The following is an 18,441-nucleotide window of genomic DNA, read 5'->3' on the forward strand; positions in this document are numbered from 1 at the left end:
ATATAAAAAATCCTCTGACGATATTCGTACAGAGGATTTTTTGTTGGTCTTGCTGATTGGGTATTGCTTAAAACAAACTTACACCATTAAGCAGAAACATAAGGGAGGAGAGCCTCTAACGAATCTTTAACCAATTCAGATAAAGCTTGGTCGTTATCTCTGTACTGCAGTAATGGGGCTTCACTTGCTTCAATGCTCTGACATAAACTGTACAGTGCTGATAAACCCAAGCTACCTGCAGATCCTTTAAGCTTGTGCGCCAAAGACTTCACTTCTCGTCCATTATCGGCTTCACTCGCCTCGACTAATTCATTCAAAGTAAGGTTGCTGCTCTCCTCGAAAAGCACAACGATTTGCTTCATTTTCTCTAAACCAAGAATCGATAGGTCACCCTCTATCACTTTGGAATCAATCAGTTTCACCGGAGCGTCTCCTTCATCTTGAGAGTCAGTTATAGTAGTGTGCTTAGCCAAAAGTTCAACCATCTGTGTCGAGTACAATTCATCACTGTTCCCCTTAATAACACGGTTACCATTTTGCTTACACACAGCATCATTTGGATCGGGCTGTGGCAACAATAGTGTTTTACCATCGAGTTGAGCAACGATGAGCTGAGAAAGTGCTTCCTTTTCTAGCGGTTTAGGCAAGAAACCATCAAACCCTGAGGCTAAATAACTCTCGACTTCCTCGTTGAACACATGAGCCGATACTGCGATCATTGGTGGTACTTCGCGTATCACGCCTTCTTCATTTTTCTGCTGGTTCGCATCGTCTTTGAGCTGTTGAATTAGCTCGACGCCATCACAGTCCGGTAAGTTAATGTCCACCAGCGCAATATCAAACTCTTGCTCACTGAATATGGCTCTCCCTTCTTGTCCAGTTGTCGCAATCACGACCTCGTGGCCTAGATTATGCAAAAAGCCTTCAGCAACGATGCAGTTTACAGGGTTGTCTTCAATCAGAAGTACTTTAGCTCGAATACAAGCTTCAATGACCGGTACTTTCGTTTCAATTTTCTCACCGGCTTCAAGTGGCAGTGAGAACCAGAACTGGCTGCCCTCGCCTTCTTCAGAATGAACGCCAATATCCCCGTTCATTGCCAACATGATGCTTTTACTGATCGCTAACCCAAGCCCTGTGCCACCCGTTTTGTTGCGACCGCTGTCGGTTTGGGTAAAGGCATCAAACAGACAAGCTTGCTCGCTTGTGTCAATTCCGACACCAGTATCTGACACTTCAAACATCACTCGATTTTCATCTTCGATATCTAAGCTGATAAAGATATCGACCGAGCCACTTTCTGTAAACTTAATCGCGTTACCGACCAAATTATTCAAGATTTGGCTGATTCGAGTTACGTCACCACGCCAATAGCGTTGCACGTCACTTTCAATATGGAAATCAAAATTCAGCTTCTTCTCAGCGGCACGCCCTTCCATCAATTGGTAGGTATCTTGAACCATCTGATGAAGGTCAAACGACGCCGTGCGGATTTCCAGATGCCCCGCTTCTATCTTGGAATAATCCAACACGTCATTCAAAATCGCGAGTAGGTTCTTACCGCTGCGGTTAATGATGTCAGCATAGCCGGATTGCAACGGGTCTAGCCCTGTATCTTTGAGCAATCTTGCAGTACCTAATACACCGTTCATCGGCGTTCGTATTTCATGACTCATCGTCGCAAGGAAAGCGGACTTTGCTCGGCTTGCTTGTTCTGCGGCGTTGCGAGCCTTAGCGTGATTGCCCACCTCGATATTTAGCTTCTCATTGGTCTTCTGCAGCTGATAGGTTCGGTCTGTGACCAACTCTTCTAAGTGTTCTTTGTGCTCTTCAAGTTCGCGTTTCGCCTTTGCTTCACCCACCGCAACCACTTGCAGCGCCTGCGCGGTATTTCTAGCAGTGATGATCGCCTCGCCCATATGAGCCAACTCATCATTACCCTTAACCGAGATATCAATATTCAGGCGACCTTGTGCGATAGACATCAAGGCCGATGAGTATTCAGTAAGGCGTTTCACGACTGAGATATACACCACTCGCCACACGATAAATGCGACGATAACCAAACCAATAACCGAAATCACAGACAGTGACCATTGAGCAAGATTCAACGTGCTGGTCAGCTCATCAACCGCTTTTTTGGTGCTTCGGTTCGAATCATCAACCAGTTGGTTAACTGTTGTATTCAATTGAGAGAACAACTCCAGCGTATTTTGCATCAGAAACTCTGACTTTTTGGTGTTCTCATATTGTTCTAATGAAATATCGAACACGACTTGGCGTTTTCTGAGCTCTTCAAGTAGCTGAGACATCTGCGCTGAACGAGTAGGATCTTCGACCGCTTTAACACGGCGTGCCATGATCCTTAGATTGGATTCAAACTCAGATTGGATTTGATGAATACGCTCAACGTTGGTAACGGTTTGCGTTTCTTCAATTTGGTTAAGCATTTTGAACGCCAGCAAATGCAATTCATGCAGACGCTCTGACAAATCAAGGTCAACCTCTACAAGCGCATCTAAGGCTTGGTAGGCTTTATCCGTTTCTTTGGTTTCTAGCAGGTCATAGATGTGCGTTACGTTAGCAACCGCGATGGTAGCCGTGTTCAAAACTTGGGTTCGCGTCAACTGCTCTAGCTCTTCGGCAAGTAAGCGCATCTCTTCGACACGAGACGACAGCTCTTTGTTTAACCAAAGCTTACGCTCAACCGACACACCCAACTCAGCCAGAGTGTTAATAACGCTTTGAACATTATTTTCGAGTTTGTTAAGAAGTTGAGAATCGAAACTATCGACACCAAGATCTTTGATATGCTGAAGAAGCGACTCAAGTTGGTCGAATAGTACTGTGCCAGCCTTTTTTCTTTGTGCTTCATTTCTCGCATTAGAAAGCGTTTGTACTGACGAAATAATACGGTTACTCAACTCAGAAACCTGACGAGCTTCGATCATGGCAGGAAGCGCCGAATCAACGACGTTTCTTTCGGTTTTTGCTACAAAGCTAAAACCAGAAACACCAATCAATGCAGACAATAGAACCAACAGTGCCATCACTAAGAATGAGGCCAGCAGCTTGCGTCCAATACTCGCTGAAGCTAACAACATAAACTCTAAACCTTAAAACGTTCTTCTTTACCCATGCAGAATACGCTATATTTTGCAGTGTTTCTTATCTAAAACCAATAAAACGGCAATTCATGCTATCTAGATCTTTCGCTTCAAAAATTCTTTTCTCACTATTGGCCTCAGTGACTACTGTCGCAAGTGCTAGCGAGCCTTTGAGCCCAATAAAACCCGCCGAAGCCACATCACACAAAGAGAAAATTTGTGCCATTTATCCGCACCTCAAAGACTCTTATTGGTTGTCGGTAAACTATGGAATGATCTCTGAAGCAGAAAAGCAGCAAGTGGAACTAAGAGTTTTGGAAGCTGGCGGTTACCCCAACGTGGCCAAACAAGCCTCGCAACTGGTGCTTTGCACACAATGGGGAGCCGATGCCATTATTCTTGGCACAGTTTCACCTGATGCTTACCATGACAACCTTACTGATTGGGTTGGCTCAACGCCTGTGTTTGCGACAGTCAATGAGTTAACCGTCAATGAAGAGCAACAAAAGGTATTGAAAGGCACCGTCGGTGTCGACTGGTATCAAATGGGGTTTCAAGTCGGCGAGTTTTTGTCAAAGAGACACCCAAAGGGATCCGGCGAAACGCCTATCGCCCTGCTACTTGGCCCTCAAGCAAGTGGCGGTACAAAGCCTGTTGCACTTGGCTTTTATGATGCGATCAAGTCGAGCGATATCAAAATTGCGATCAGCTATTGGGCAGATAACGATAAAGAACTACAGAGAAACCTAGTACAGCAAGTCATTGAGCAGCCGGATATTAAATATATTGTGGGAAGTGCCGTCGCGATTGAAGCAGCGATCAGTGAGCTACGAGCGGCCGATAAAACAGAAGAGATTGGGTTAATTTCGAGTTACTTAAGTCACGGAACCTACCGTGGTTTACTTCGTAACAAGGTACTTTTTGCACCAACAGATAAAATGGTTGAGCAAGGTCGCTTGTCGGTAAAACAAGCCACGAGTTACTTACGCGGTCAACCTTACGAGCAACACAGCGCACCGATTATCGAGGCGCTGACACCAGCAACACTCAAAGATCAAATTATCGCCGACTCATTGTCACCTTCTGAGTTTCGTCCGGTATTCAGTGTGAATCCTTAGTGCTATATTGGCTGAAGAACTCAAAACAATAAAAACGAAACAACAATTTAGGGAACATTCATGCAAAAAACGACGCGCACTATGCCAACGCACAAGCATATCGCTTTGGTCGCTCATGACCACTTCAAACCTGAGCTACTAAGATGGGTCAAAGAGAACAAAGAAAAACTACAAAAGCACTTCCTTTACGCAACGGGCACGACTGGTTCTCTGCTGAGTAAAGAGACAGGCTTAGCAATCAAGAGCATGATCAGCGGCCCTATGGGCGGTGACCAACAACTTGGCGCGCTTATCTCTGAAGGCAAAATCGATATGCTGATTTTCTTCTGGGATCCACTTAATGCTGTACCACACGACCCAGATGTAAAAGCACTGCTTCGTATCGCAAGTGTTTGGAACATTCCTGTAGCAACCAACCGCGCTACCGCTAACTTCCTATTTAACTCTTCACTGCTTGAAGAAGAAGTGATCATCGAAATCCCAGATTACGAAGCGTATCTTGCTGAACGTACTTAACGCTTAGTTTGACTGAATCATACGTTACATACTAAAAAGCCTGCACAATCGCAGGCTTTTTGTTCGTCTGAATATAGGAATATGGACTACTTGTCACTCCACACTGCCATTTCGTTGCCACTTGGCTCTCTAAAATGGAAGCGCCTACCACCAGGGAAACTGAATATCTCACGGTTTACCTGTCCACCAGCATCCATCACGTCACGTTCAGTTTGCTCAAGATCTTGGCTATAGAAAACCATCAGCGCTGCGCCGTTATCCGTATTCGATGCAAGATTCGCCAAATAGAAGCCGCCCATTAAGCCTTTACCTTCAAAAGCAGAATACTCAGGGCCATAGTCTTCGAAGCGCCAACCAAACACTTGGCTGAAAAACGCCTTAGTTGCTGCGATGTCTTTCGCAGCAAATTCAATGTAGTTAATAGAGCCGTGTTCCATAGCAAACTCCTTATGCTTTATGCGTCTGCCTTGTGATATTAAGGCAGGGCTTGAAGATCTAATATTAGACAATTACGTCAAGTAACATCACTTTTTACGAACAACGGGGTAATCAGAACCATGCAGCTCTTGCACAAAGCCAGAACCGTCACCGCTGTGCGTAATCCATACTTTCTCTTTTGCCCGCGTCATTGCTACATAGAACAAACGACGCTCTTCCGCATAAGGGAACGCGTCTGATGATTCAGTCAATGCGCCATCAATATGCAGCTGTTTCTTCTTGGTCGGGAACTGTCCTTCGTCAACACAAAGAATAATGACAAAGTCCGCCTCTTTACCTTTACTGCCGTGGCAAGTCATGAACTTGATATCAATGGAGGTGAAGATCTTCTTCCAGTCTTCCAACAACTCTGGCTTGTGGTAATGATTACGTCCAAGTAGCAGCACCGATTTATTGGTTTTGCCTTTAGATTGGCGGTTCAATTGGTCGAGGATCTTCTCAACTTCTTTGCTTGGCGCACTGTACACCGCCTTCTGCTTCTGTTGTTTGAAGCTGTTCAATTCTTTCGGCAATTGAATCGGGTTTTCTTGTACAAAGCGATTGGCAACCGCACCTAACTGATTGTTAAAGCGATAAGTGGTATCGAGGTGATGAATCGTCGAGCTCTCAAAGCGGTCTTTAAAGCCGGTCGTGAGATCCACATCGGCGCCTGCAAATTGGTAGATTGACTGCCAGTCATCGCCTACAGCAAAAATAGAGGCTTGGTGCTCGGCTTTAGACTGATTGCAAAGCGCCTCAACCAAGGCAAGACGATCTGGCGAGATATCTTGATACTCATCGATCATGATGAACTTCCAAGGCGAGATAAACTTGCCCTTTTCAATATACTGAGTCGCTCGGCTGATCATGGTTGAGAAGTCGATATGATTCTGTTCTTTCAATTCTTTTTGCCACGCTGTCACACATGGCCAACACAGTGAAAGCTCACTGTTAAGACGTGTATAGTCTCGGTGATCAATCAGCTGTTGCTGTACTTCTTTTTTGGTTAAGCCCGACGCATTCAACTGTTCAAGCTGCTTTTCAAGCCAACCAATCAACTTGAGGTTTGAAACGTGGCTACCAAGCTCATCGTCACCGGTTAAATAAGCGATTGGCCATTTAGACAAATGTTTTTGCCAACGTTTAAAGTTGGTCGGTGTCATCCAGTGCTTTTTCAACCAATCAATGCACCATGCTTGGCGTTGATTATCATCGAGCGCGAGTGGAGAAATAACCACGCGTTCGGGTTCAACTTGATTGAGTATCTTTAAACCCAACTGGTGGAAAGTGCTGACTTGCACCTTCTCTGCTGATAAACCAATTTTACTGTCGAGGCGCTGTTTCATCTCTTCCGCCGCTTCACGACCAAAGGCGAGCAATAACAACTCTTCAGCTTGAGCTTGATGGCTTTGCAGTAAATACGCGACGCGAGCCGTTAGAACACTGGTTTTACCTGAGCCTGCACCCGCTAAAATAAGGTTGTGATCATCATTCATCAACACCGCATATTGTTGCGATAAGTTCAGTGGTGACGATTCACATTGAGCGAACAATACTTCCCAGTTTTTTCGCTCGGTCTCTAGCCATTGCTGATTTCTTTCAGCTTGCTTGATTTCCGTTTCAGACAACCATGGCTGCATGCGAGCAATGCGATTTGGCATGCGCTGCGCCGCTTCCTCAAGGGTCATGGTCATGTTTTCTAGACCTGAGTTGACCATATCGACCCAAGTCTTAACTTTAGAATGCGGTAGAAAGGCTGGTAGCTGCTCAAGACGCGTTAATTCGGTTTCCCATTGAGGAACGTGCTCAGCTAGTTGTTCACATTGTGTGTCATGCCACTTCTGATAAGCAGCAACCGATGCGCGTGCAAATTGACGGCATTGATCCCAAGGTAGGCCTTGTACTAACCAACTGCGCTGTGTTCCGTCTTGTTGATTGGCAAAAAATTGTAGCGAGCCCCAAAACAATCCGCGTTTGATCGCGATCTTGCCACTCCAAATAGTAAACGGGATACGCTCTTCACTGCCTACTGAAGATAACAGCAAGCGTGGACCATCAAGTTCAACCTGATGATATTCATTTTGAATAAAAAACTGTGCAGTCTTGTTAGCGCTTAGCTGCATTGGAGTGTGCTCTTAATTGGGAATATTGAATTTATATCATGATGCAATGAGAATTAATAATATCTCATATCTTATCGACGCTTTCATGACCACCTACGGGCAATTATGGATAAGTATCAAATTCTTGTGCTTGATTTCTGTTAGGATTATGGTTTTTAGTGTGTCAAGTGAGCGACTGTGGACTTTTCAGCCAAATTACGCCTCTATTGGGCGAATAAAACCATAAATTACAGCGTATTAATTCTCATCACTCTGCTCGGTGTGGTGGTGCCTGCTTGGTATTATGGACAAAACACACTGATCACGCCTTTGATCTTAGGCGTCATTGCAGCGGCTCTTGCGGAAAGCGATGACAGCTTTACCGGACGCTTAAAAGCACTTACGCTGACCTTTATCTGTTTCGCGGTTGCGGCTTTCTCTATTGAGCTTCTCTTCAATACGCCTTGGCTGTTTGCGATAGGGCTTTTTGTTTCAACTTTCTCCTTTATCATTCTCGGGGCAATTGGCCCTAAATACGCGAGTATCGCGTTTGGTTCTCTCTTAGTTGCCATCTATACCATGCTCGGTGCCCATGAGAGCACCAACCTTTGGTTTCAACCGCTTCTACTGTTAACTGGTGCCGCTTGGTACTACTTCATGTCGATGATTTGGCAGATAGTGTGGCCAATGCAACCTGTGCAGCAAAACTTAGCCACGGTATTCGATCAAATCGGTAATTACATCGATTCAAAAGCGGAACTCTTCTACCCCGTTTCAGACTTGATTCCTCAACCACACCGCATCATTGAAGCCAAGCTCAACGCGAGTACCGTTAATGCACTCAACATGTGTAAAGCGACACTACTTAATCGCTCTAAACGCGGACACATTGATGGACCAAGTGACCGATTTCTTAATACCTACTTCATCGCACAAGATATTCATGAACGCGTAAGTTCAAGCCATTATCGTTATCAAGAACTGGCAAAGCACTTTGAACGTTCTGACGTGTTGTTCCGATTTAAGTATCTACTGGAAGCCCAAGCCACAGCTTGTAAAGAAGTGGCGAGCTCATTGAAAGTGGGCGCTGAATACCAGCATGGTGACAAATCTGTACTGGCACTTGATGAGCTGATGTCTTCACTTAACCATCTACACCAACAGAACAAGCCCGAGTGGAAATCGCTGTTAAACCAATTGGATTACTTATTCAATAACCTGGCAACGGTTGAAAAACAGCTATCGAATATCAGTAACCCAGACGCAGAGAAGATTGAAGAAGGTGTATTAGACGACACCAACCCACACACGTTGACGGCAATGTGGCACAAAATCAAAGCCAATCTGCATACCGACTCTATGCTGTTTCGTCATGCGATTCGTATGGCGATCACGCTGACACTCGGCTACGGAATCATCCAAGGGTTTAATATTGAGCGTGGTTACTGGATCCTGCTAACAACACTGTTTGTTTGCCAGCCAAACTACAGCGCAACCCGCCAGAAGCTGACCGCCCGTGTTATTGGTACTGTGGCAGGCCTATTGGTTGGCGTACCGCTACTGACTTTCTTTCCTTCCCAAGAAAGCCAATTGGTGTTCATTGTGATCAGTGGCGTGATGTTCTTTGCTTTCCGAATCAATAACTACGGCTTCGCGACCGGTTTTATCACACTGCTTGTGCTCTTCTGCTTTAACCAATTAGGAGAAGGCTACGCGGTGGTGTTACCAAGACTAGCGGATACCTTTATTGGTTGTGCCCTCGCCGTACTTGCGGTCATTTACGTATTACCGGATTGGCAATCGAAGCGACTGCACAAAGTGATGGCGGATGCGCTCGATTCCAATAAGAATTATCTCGCTCAGATCATTGGTCAATACCGTGTCGGTAAGAAAGACAGCCTCAATTATCGTATCGCTCGTCGTAGTGCCCATAATAATGATGCAAACCTAACTGCCGCTATCAGTAGCATGCTGGTTGAACCCGGTAAGTACCGTACTTCTGAAGATGAGAGCTTCCGATTCCTAACACTCAACCACGCTCTACTCAGCTATATTTCGGCTCTGGGGGCTCACAGAACACGTATTGATGATGAGGCGACACACAAACTGGTGTTAGATGCGCACAGAGTAATCCACGAGCATCTAGACGCTCTAAATGATCAACTCTATTCTCATCAAGAACAGTGTGAAGTGAAAAACGCTTATGACCCTGAACTGGATAAACGTCTGAGTGAGTGGCGAGAAGAAGATGAGAGTTCTGTCAGAATGGTTCTACAGCAGCTCCATTTGATTTATCGAATGCTTCCAGAACTGCATACCTTAGCGACCAAGTTTGCAGTCAAGGTTAAGATCGATAAACCGTTTGAAACAGAAGCTTCATGAGTAACAAACAAAATACTGTAAAAACAAAAAGATAACGCCAATCGCTCACCTTTTGATCACCAGCCGTATTTATACATTGCTTTACCCATACCCCAAACTGGGTAGAGCAATTACTTGCCTACCCTTATGCCACAAGGGTTACAGGAGTTTTTACATTGTAGGAATTCTCTGACTTTGATTGACCAAGCCTTAACTTTGCCTAACATTTCTCGGACAAAAAACGACCACAGGAATTTATAGTTGTCTTAGTTTCAGGAAATTTCAAACACCATTTAATATTCGATTAATCTTGTTTGATTTCCTGTATCAGTAGGCTATGCTCTATAGAGCATATGGATTTGAACTAAGGTCACATTATGAATACACAGCAATTTGAAGCATTTAAGCAGCAAATACAGCTTCTTAGTCCACAGCAATTAAAAGCACTTCAAGGTGAAATCGACGGCAACCTTGAAACGGAGAAGCCTTGTTTGCTTACTGAAGAAGAGTTAAACGCGCTAAATGACCTGTTCAGTTAATAGACAGACATCACTATTTTAGCTTAAGTTCACATTTTCACCGTAAATTTCATCTGTTCACCATTGCGCTCAAAATATCGTCCACCTAGACTCATTTCATACGTCAATAAAAGGTTCTGTTATGTCGATATCTGGTATTCAATCTGGTTACGCCATTATTCAGCAGTCAACCAACATGGCTGAAGAAGCCGCAATCGAGCTTAATCAAGCCTCTAAACACTCCTTAGAATCCGACGACGCTTTCCAAACTAGCGATTTCAGCTTTAATCAAATAGAGCCAGAGCAATCCATTTCGTTTAAAGACAAAGAACCTGAGCCTACTTCATCCTCAACTGATGCCCTAATAAAACTGACACAAAGCGCAAGTTATAACCGCGTTGGTGCGAGTGTGGTTGATCGTCAAAACGAAGCCATCGGTAGCCTTCTCGACATTCATATCTAAATTACACTCAAATACAGCCTATATTTTGCGAAACTTTGCTGCTTTTTGCTTCAACAACCACACAAACTGTAACTCATTATATCAGGCGCTTGTTTCTGGTTTATTACTCGGTAGAATCAGCGCAAACCAATTTTCTGCACAAACTTTACTTCATACTATTTATGCCAAAACTAAATCTGCATCGCCGTGACTATGTTTCTATTTTAGGAGGCGACATCTCCGCAGACGAATTAGAAAAAAAGCTTCAACCTCATTTTGAAAAGCCAGTAAATAAACTGACACCTAGCCCCTACCTGACAGAAAAGAATCTCACACGCCGTTGGACTGCTCTCGATAACTCAGAATCACAAAAAGAGCTACTCGACTCCCATACCGAAAGTCAGATTCAAGCTTATGAAAAAAACATCGAACACTTCATTGGCACGGTTAAAGTGCCTGTCGGTGTCTCTGGCCCATTAAGAGTCAATGGCTTATTTGCTAAGGGCGATTACCTCGTACCACTCGCAACCACAGAGGCAGCGCTTGTCGCCTCTTACAATCGTGGTTCCAAACTGATTACGGCTTGTGGTGGCGCAAGTGCTATGTTGCTCAATGAAGGTGTAACGCGTACTCCTGGTTTCGCATTCCAAGGATTAGTTGAAGCTGGGCAGTTTGTGGCTTGGGCTGTGACTCAATATGACCAATTCAAGATCTTGGCAGAATCAACAACCTCACACGGCAAACTTACCGACATCAACATCAACATCGAAGGCAACCATGTCTACTTGGTGTTTGAATTTCTAACTGGAGACGCTTCTGGTCAGAACATGGTAACCATCGCAACTAATGCTGTGTTTGAATACATCATTGAAAATACACCAGTTAAGCCTGACCATGCTTTTCTTGATGGCAACTTATCGGGCGACAAAAAAGCCAATACCCAAACCTTACGCAGCGTTCGTGGCAAAAAGGTAACAGCCGAAGTAAACATTCCTGCTGAGCTTGTTGCTAAGTACCTTCACACCACACCAGAGAAGATGGTTCAGTTTGGCCAGATGACCACTGTTGGCGGCGCTCTGAGCGGTACGATTGGTATCAATGCCCACTACGCGAATGCACTAGCAGCGCTCTACATTGCTTGTGGCCAAGACGCAGCGTGTGTTGCTGAGTCTGCGATTGGTATGACTCGTATGGAACTGAACAAAGAAGGCGGTTTATACGCGAGCGTGACCCTACCTAACCTGATGTTAGGGACTGTCGGCGGCGGTACTGGATTACCAAGCCAAAAAGCATGTCTCGATTTGTTAGGACTACACGGTAATGGTAAATCACAAGCCTTAGCCGAAGTGTGTGCTGCGCTGTGTTTGGCTGGCGAGTTATCGATTGTCGGTGCATTCTGTGCAGGCCACTTTTCACGAGCTCACCATAAGCTGGCTCGCAAATAACCTTAATCCGATTTGGCTTGTTCGTTTTTGTCATTCATGCAAAATCACAAGCCAACCTGAATACGTGAGTCACACATGGATTACTTACACTTATCGAGAGTGAGCCTTAAGCACCTCACTGCGCTGCATATTATGCTGAACACCCACAGTGTTACTCAAACGTCTGAGCAGCTTTGTGTCAGCCCTTCGAGTGTGAGTAAAACTCTGTCTCAGCTACGTGGCATCCTAAATGACGAACTGTTCTACCGAGATGGGACCAAGCTCATCCCGACTCCCTTTGCGCTTCAAGTCGCACCAACGGTTCACGCGATTCTTTCTAGCATGAATGGATTGCTCCATCAGAAGAGTTTTAGCCCTCAAGAGTACCAAGGCAGTTTTTCTCTTTCGATGCGCGAAAGTACCTTCGAAGTCTTTGCCTCAAAGATAAGTCGAATCACCACTGAACTCGCACCAAACGCCAAACTCAACATCTATTCGAAACAACAGCTCGGCTTCGATGCTTTGCTTAGCGGCAAGGTGAACTTGATCCTGTTGCCCCATGATATATCTCAGCCGCCGACCGACAACAAAGAGCTGGTTTGGGAAACAATTCTTCCTGACGAGATGGTTTGTTTAATGGGCGCACACCACCCTCTTGCTCAGCAAGAACTGACGGTGGAAGGCTACCTAGATTACAAGCACATTGGGATTTTAGATAACGAACTGTCTCAACCTTACTTTGAGCAAAGCTTGGTACAACGTCACAAACCTAGAGAAATGGCCATATCGGTCGCGGACTTTGGGGCTGCGGCTGTACTTTGTCATCATACTCCCTTCCTGTTCACTTGTTCGAAGCAGTGGGTTAAGCATGCAAAGCAAGCTCAGGGCTTAGTGAGCAAACCCTTGCCTTTTGATTACGGTAAGGTGGCGTACAGCTTAGTGTGGAACAAGCCAAATATGAATGATCAGGCCATCAAATGGTTGCGCGACTTGTTCTTAGAAGCTTAATCCTTTTAATGATTTAACGTTGTTTTAAGCCTGGCTGAGCGTCTAAACAATTTAAAAGCTAGGTATAGACCTCAGGCGTTTGCATAGGTCTTTGAACTATCGTGTAGAGCTTATCGTGAAAGCTTTGCATTTGTTGCTCTGTACACTTCGGCCAATCTAGCGCTTCGCCAATCACGCCGTGATGTTGAAACGCATTGAGTCGAATTCGAACATCACTTGGTAGAATCTTCAAGTAGCGTCCCACCTGTTCAATTTCATCTTCAAGGTCGCTTTTATTCGGAATATGCAGCAACCGGACTTCATGTAGCTTACCTTTATTAGCCAAGTAGTTAATGGTTTCAAACACTCGATGGTTTCCTCTACCTACTAGCCATTGATGCGTTTCAGATTGCCATGATTTTAGGTCGATCATCGCACCATCAAGGTAAGGTAATACCCTATCCCAACCTTGCTGTGGCAACGAGCCATTACTATCAATAAAGCACGTTAAGTGTGCCAATTGCGGATCACTTTTGATCATTTGAAATAGCTCGACAATAAACGGCAATTGCATGGTCGCCTCGCCACCCGAAATGGTAATACCGCTCAGGAAGAATTGATTATGCCTAACCAGTTCAAGTACATCTAATACCGTCATCGTGGTGATTTTGGGGCTAGACTTATGATCACAGATATCGATGCACTGATCGCAGTTGGTACACGCTACCGGATCCCACTTCACTTTGCCTTCCACAAGACTCAGAGCACTGCTCGAGCAGCCACTCACGCAATCTCCACAATGGTTGCAGTGGTTGATGGTGTGTGGATTATGACAAGTGATGCAATCGAAATTACACCCCTGTAGGAACAGCACCAAGCGATTTCCTGGTCCATCAACACAAGAAAAGGTCAGCACACGGCTGACCTTCGCTTGTTTTTCTGTCTTATTATTATTAACCCTAGCCATTTGAGTTGTTAGATCAGAAATTTTCATAATTCACATTGTTCGTATTCGAAACGCATCACACACATAACGCACACACGTTAAAGCTATTCGTATGTTGGCGACATCTCTAAGCTTGCCACACGTGGCTTACGCTCTAGAATGCCCGTATTTTTTGCAGCTTCAGCACCAAGGAAAGTGGTATTGGTGCGTGAACCTTTCTCGTCGTATCTAGCAATATCAGACAACTTGATCATATAACCTGTCACACGAACCAAATCGTTCGATGCTACGTTAGCGGTGAACTCTCGGTAGCCCGCTTGAATCGCGCCCTTACACAGGTTAAACATCGCTTCTGGATTGGACTTCACCGTTTCGTCAATCGTTAGAATGTCGCTGATGCCCGACGTGTAGAACTTGTGGTGACCAACCGTCGCACGTACGTAAGACACTGGATCCGGTTCTGTTCCGTAAGGGATCCGAACACCCGGCGTCACATCTTCATCTAGGCTGATACCACCTTGAGCGTGTAACAGAGCCTTACCTTCCAGCCCATATTTCACTTCCGAGTTTTCAACAATCTCAGCCAGTTTTTCAGAAATACGATGGCCTAACTGATTTGCTTGTTCATCGTGACCATAGCGCCCTGCTTTGCCTTCTTTTTCCATTAAGATGTTAACCGCCTCAGCCATGCCATAAATACCAAACATTGGCGCAAAGCGGTCTTCTTCAATTAAGCCTTCTTTGGTTAAGAAGCCTTCGAAGAAGTTAGACTCTTCATGTAAGAAGCGACTACGTGCATTCATCAATTCGACCATGATGCTGCTGTAGTTAGGTAGTACTTGCTGTAAGAAGTCTACGCTGTCCTCAGATTTCAGAGCTACTTGCTTGAGGTTCATACGTACTAGCGTGTTTGAACCACCCGCCAGAGGCAAAGAGTTGTAGCAACTCACGATGCCAAAACGCTTATCTCCGTAAGCAGCGGCGTGTGCAGGATAATTAGCAATGTGCGGCTTGCTGCATTCACAGATGTTGCTCGCAGCGTGGCGAAGCAGATCATCAGACGTGATTGCAGGGTCATACATAAAAGTTAAGTTAGGTGCGATCTGCTTGAGTTCAGCATCCACACGTAAAATAGTGCGACATACAATGTTGTCACTAGGGCCAATATTAACGTGCATGAAGGCATCTGGCAGCGTGCGATCCAGCATGATCCAGAACAACTTCAGTTTTTGGTATACCTGCTCATCCGTCAAACCGCCAACAAAAGGCATCAACACATCGTCTAACTGGCCTAAATAAACCGGAATTGAAGTCACTGACGGAACGTGATTATAAAGGATGGTGAGCATGTTCAATGCTTCGTCGAAATTAGTTGCCGCGCTAAGCTCTAAATACTTGGAGCCTTGATGTAAGTACTTAGAATAATCAGGAAGCACATAGCGCGGCTTAAATGGGGCGTGACCTTCAAACATGTCACACAGCACACCTTGTTGTAAGGCTTGCTCTACTTCATTGCTTACCGGCATATACGGCAGGCTGGCTTCAGCTTCTAAGGCAAGATAGCTCGACTTCTGTTTTGGGGACAGGTTGGCATCTGAAATGATATTGCTAAAGCGTTGTTGTTGATCTGAAAGTGATGAAGAAGTAGATGACGCAGATTGGTGGCTCATGATTAAACCCTTAATATTCTTATGGGCTTATTTTATATCTCACACTTACATTTCCACCAATGAAATGTATGCAAGGCTAAATTTCCAAAATGGAAAACACCATTTGTAACTTAGTAATTTGTGAATAGATAGCTTGTAAATTTTGTGAATAGACAGTTTGTAGATTGGCCATTTGCAAATTAACGGTAGAGCAAAGTTTATGGGGGGAGGGAAAGAGTGGGCAGAAGAGATTAGGCCCTTTGATTGAACCGTTTAGTTTAAAACGCAAGTGCGTATAAATAGAAAACCCACATAACGGATCCAAAAATCGTTGATGTGGGTTTAGTCAATTAAGCGTGAGTGCGGTTATCTGATCAGCTATCTATACGTCAACTGCAGATACGTCAACTAAAGACAAGTGAACTATAGATGAGGAACCACTTGTTTACGGCCTACACCCATCAGTACCTTCAAAGTACCTTGTGGGGTGTCGATTGAAAACGGTGTTGAGACTTCAACAATCGAAAAACCTACTGCGCTCAATACATTCTGGGAGCGTTGTTCGCTGACCCCAAAATCTTCGCTGTCGTTTTCTAAGTACCAATCCCAGTGTACAAAAACCCCATCGTTTTCTAACAGAGTATAAATAAGGCTGACCGTATCTTGTAGGTTCGGAATAAAGCCACATACCGAAGAGGCTACCACTAAGTCAAACTGATTTCTGAATGCTGGGTGTTGGGCTGCAAGTCCGCGCGATAAAATATCAACGACAGGCTCTACATTAGACAGCTCTTTTTTATCTAACTCTTCAATCATCCCTTCTGAGATATCGAGAGCGATGATCTCTTTTGCAAAAGGAGATATTTTCTGGCTGAGTAATCCTGTACCACAACCAAAATCAAGGACACGGGTTCCGTTCAAATCAACGAGCTGTGTTAACTGGTCAAATGCGGACTGTGCGAATACAGCAGTAGCGGGATCGTTATCCCAATCAGGTGCGTACTCGTCCCATTGTTTCGCCATCATGGCCTCCATCTTTACTTCTTGTAGGTTCGGAACGCCCCCAGAATAAACCAAATTAGTCAATTCGTCATAGAGTTATCATGCAAAGATGGACTATTTCTAAGATAGTCAGCACAATATTCAGATAATATGCACCGCCACCCGCTCAATATGGAAATGAAATGAACCTTTCTCAAGTCCAAGCCTTTTGTTCTGTTGCTGATTTAGGATCCGTCTCCGAAGCTGCTCGACAGCTTGAATGTAACCGAACCAAACTGAGCATGTCGATCAAAGCCTTGGAAAAAGAGTTAGATGTCGAGCTGTTTGTTCGAAGCGGCAACCACGTTGAACTTTCTGAAGCGGGCAAAGCGATTTACAAAGATTGCGAAGGCATGTTGGTAACAGCAGCACGTATTAAGCAAACCTGCTTACATGTTTCGGGTGAATTCAACGCCGAGATTTGGATCGCACGCGACGATTCCCTACCCGATGAAATATGGCAAAGTTTATCGCACGCCCTAAACAACAAATACCCTTCCACTTCTTTCAACTTCGTTCTCGCTTCTAGTGGCGACTTGGCTAATCTTGTCGAAACTCAGCAAGTTGATTTTGCGTTTGGTGTCGATTACGAGCGTGTCGACGACCCAAGAATTATCTACAACCCACTCGGCAAGATCCGAATGATGTCGGTATGTAAGAAAGGGCATGATTTGAGTGCGATGCGAAGAGTGTCGGATGAAGTACTTAGAAATTCGATGCAAGCGACCATGGTTTATCTCAATGAAAAAGATAATCCTGAGCTTGAGCCCTTCTCTCGCCGATACATCGGCTTCTCTAGCTTCGATTTTATGTTGGATACGATTCTACGAGAAGATGCATGGGGCGTAATGCCTGAGCCATTGATACGCCATTTATTGCGCGAACAAGAATTGGCGGTGATCAAGCACACTTATGGTCTAACTCAAGAAGACTACTGTATGTTTACTGCGGCAGGTATGGCGGAACACCCAGGTATGAATTGGTTAGCGGATCAGATCAGCGATTACTTGTTTGATTTCTAAAGTGTCAGACAATGTTCTATCTCGACACTTAAAATCATCTAACAAATAGAAAGCCCTCTCTTTAGAAGACCATCACGTGATCCACTAAATAACGTCCGTCTTCTTCAACCAACACCATTTCTGCCACAAACTCGCCTTTCGCAATGGTATACGCTTGTTTCCAAACAAAGGCGATGGAATCGGAGCGTCTGAATAGCGCAACTGGCTCACGTTCAGCAAAAAAGCCATTACTGTGCTGATAATGATGACAAACCTTTTCCAGATACTCAGGTGTCACAATATCCTTCATGCGCTGCGTAAAGTCTCGGCAGTGCTGAGCATGGTCAACCTTGGTTGAACCGTCCATCAAATTGTCCATGATCGGGTTAGCAATCGCCCACAACTCACTATCGTTGAGATCATCAAATTTCATCTTCATCCATTCCTTTTCAAGTTCAACTCAGCTCTACGCCCAAGGTTCAAACCGAAGTTTAAGGTATAAGGTTTCAGTGCGATTTCTGTAACCTTAACAGCCTAATCCTTTACACAGCTAGGCTATGAGACCTTCACAACCTATGTGTTTTACTAATCATAAACCATTTAACGCCAGTTTCACATTTCCTGAAAAACAGTCATCGTCAACTTTACTGACACCTAAATTCGTCGTTAAGTCATTGAATTATAATAACTTGAATATAAAACGAGTTACCGACATATAAACATCATCAGATAAAGTTTGTAAAGTTAGCTCA

The 18,441-nt window shown here is 44.6% G+C and carries 16 protein-coding genes; 8 read left to right on the forward strand and 8 right to left on the reverse strand.

Going from position 1 to position 18,441, the window contains the following annotated elements; all coding sequences use genetic code 11:
* Positions 1-86: 86 nt before the first annotated feature.
* Together torS and CWO08_RS24410 are read right to left on the reverse strand one after the other, a co-directional pair.
* The gene (gene torS, locus CWO08_RS05445) at positions 87-3,104 is read right to left on the reverse strand and encodes a TMAO reductase system sensor histidine kinase/response regulator TorS (RefSeq protein ID WP_108020055.1); all 3,018 of its coding nucleotides are present in this window, start codon (positions 3,102-3,104) and stop codon (positions 87-89) included.
* 64 nt (positions 3,105-3,168) lie between these two features.
* Positions 3,169-3,333, reverse strand: coding sequence for a hypothetical protein (locus CWO08_RS24410; protein WP_243655949.1), 165 nt, complete (start codon positions 3,331-3,333; stop codon positions 3,169-3,171).
* On the opposite strand from CWO08_RS24410, the gene torT reads away from it, so the two are divergent.
* Together torT and CWO08_RS05455 are read left to right on the forward strand one after the other, a co-directional pair.
* Positions 3,278-4,225, forward strand: coding sequence for a TMAO reductase system periplasmic protein TorT (gene torT / locus CWO08_RS05450; RefSeq protein ID WP_243655950.1), 948 nt, complete (start codon positions 3,278-3,280; stop codon positions 4,223-4,225). The two genes, CWO08_RS24410 and torT, sit on opposite strands and share 56 nt — an antisense overlap.
* A gap of 60 nt (positions 4,226-4,285) precedes the next feature.
* Positions 4,286-4,741, forward strand: a complete 456-nt coding sequence (locus tag CWO08_RS05455) for a methylglyoxal synthase (protein ID WP_017064778.1) — start codon at positions 4,286-4,288, stop codon at positions 4,739-4,741.
* Between the two features lie 86 nt (positions 4,742-4,827).
* Here the strand turns inward: CWO08_RS05455 and CWO08_RS05460 are convergent, their stop codons facing one another.
* Together CWO08_RS05460 and helD are read right to left on the reverse strand one after the other, a co-directional pair.
* On the reverse strand, positions 4,828-5,178 hold the full coding sequence (locus tag CWO08_RS05460) for a VOC family protein (RefSeq protein ID WP_061038423.1): 351 nt from the start codon (positions 5,176-5,178) through the stop codon (positions 4,828-4,830).
* Between the two features lie 87 nt (positions 5,179-5,265).
* A complete protein-coding gene (gene helD, locus CWO08_RS05465) occupies positions 5,266-7,341 on the reverse strand; it encodes a DNA helicase IV (RefSeq protein WP_102431512.1) in 2,076 nt (691 codons plus the stop codon).
* A 177-nt stretch (positions 7,342-7,518) separates the two neighbouring features.
* Here helD and yccS point away from each other — a divergent pair, with 177 nt between their 5' ends.
* The 5 genes from yccS (at position 7,519) to CWO08_RS05485 (ending at position 13,073) form a co-directional block, all read left to right on the forward strand.
* Positions 7,519-9,702 (forward strand): YccS family putative transporter, encoded by a 2,184-nt coding sequence (yccS, locus tag CWO08_RS05470; protein ID WP_048660380.1) that lies wholly within the window; start codon positions 7,519-7,521, stop codon positions 9,700-9,702.
* A 356-nt stretch (positions 9,703-10,058) separates the two neighbouring features.
* Complete coding sequence (locus CWO08_RS23935) at positions 10,059-10,220, forward strand: hypothetical protein (RefSeq protein WP_165690294.1); 162 nt, start codon at positions 10,059-10,061, stop codon at positions 10,218-10,220.
* 121 nt (positions 10,221-10,341) lie between these two features.
* A complete protein-coding gene (locus CWO08_RS05475; RefSeq protein WP_108020056.1) occupies positions 10,342-10,662 on the forward strand; it encodes a hypothetical protein in 321 nt (106 codons plus the stop codon).
* 161 nt (positions 10,663-10,823) lie between these two features.
* On the forward strand, positions 10,824-12,086 hold the full coding sequence (locus tag CWO08_RS05480) for a hydroxymethylglutaryl-CoA reductase (RefSeq protein WP_108020120.1): 1,263 nt from the start codon (positions 10,824-10,826) through the stop codon (positions 12,084-12,086).
* Positions 12,087-12,161: 75 nt separating this feature from the next.
* Positions 12,162-13,073, forward strand: coding sequence for a LysR family transcriptional regulator (locus CWO08_RS05485; protein ID WP_102431511.1), 912 nt, complete (start codon positions 12,162-12,164; stop codon positions 13,071-13,073).
* 58 nt (positions 13,074-13,131) lie between these two features.
* Here the strand turns inward: CWO08_RS05485 and CWO08_RS05490 are convergent, their stop codons facing one another.
* The 3 genes from CWO08_RS05490 to CWO08_RS05500 all read right to left on the reverse strand — a co-directional run bounded on the left by CWO08_RS05490 (position 13,132) and on the right by CWO08_RS05500 (position 16,670).
* Complete coding sequence (locus CWO08_RS05490) at positions 13,132-14,046, reverse strand: YjjW family glycine radical enzyme activase (protein ID WP_108020057.1); 915 nt, start codon at positions 14,044-14,046, stop codon at positions 13,132-13,134.
* Between the two features lie 56 nt (positions 14,047-14,102).
* Positions 14,103-15,668, reverse strand: coding sequence for a YjjI family glycine radical enzyme (locus tag CWO08_RS05495; protein ID WP_108020058.1), 1,566 nt, complete (start codon positions 15,666-15,668; stop codon positions 14,103-14,105).
* A 402-nt stretch (positions 15,669-16,070) separates the two neighbouring features.
* Complete coding sequence (locus CWO08_RS05500; RefSeq protein ID WP_108020059.1) at positions 16,071-16,670, reverse strand: class I SAM-dependent methyltransferase; 600 nt, start codon at positions 16,668-16,670, stop codon at positions 16,071-16,073.
* Between the two features lie 161 nt (positions 16,671-16,831).
* On the opposite strand from CWO08_RS05500, the gene CWO08_RS05505 reads away from it, so the two are divergent.
* The gene (locus CWO08_RS05505) at positions 16,832-17,710 is read left to right on the forward strand and encodes a LysR family transcriptional regulator (protein WP_108020060.1); all 879 of its coding nucleotides are present in this window, start codon (positions 16,832-16,834) and stop codon (positions 17,708-17,710) included.
* A 61-nt stretch (positions 17,711-17,771) separates the two neighbouring features.
* On the opposite strand, the gene CWO08_RS05510 is transcribed toward CWO08_RS05505, so the two are convergent.
* Complete coding sequence (locus CWO08_RS05510; protein ID WP_009845584.1) at positions 17,772-18,122, reverse strand: hypothetical protein; 351 nt, start codon at positions 18,120-18,122, stop codon at positions 17,772-17,774.
* Positions 18,123-18,441 lie beyond the last annotated feature (319 nt).

It is taken from the genome of Vibrio sp. 10N.286.48.B8 (genome assembly GCF_003050085.1).
Taxonomy (GTDB): Bacteria; Pseudomonadota; Gammaproteobacteria; order Enterobacterales; family Vibrionaceae; genus Vibrio; species Vibrio crassostreae.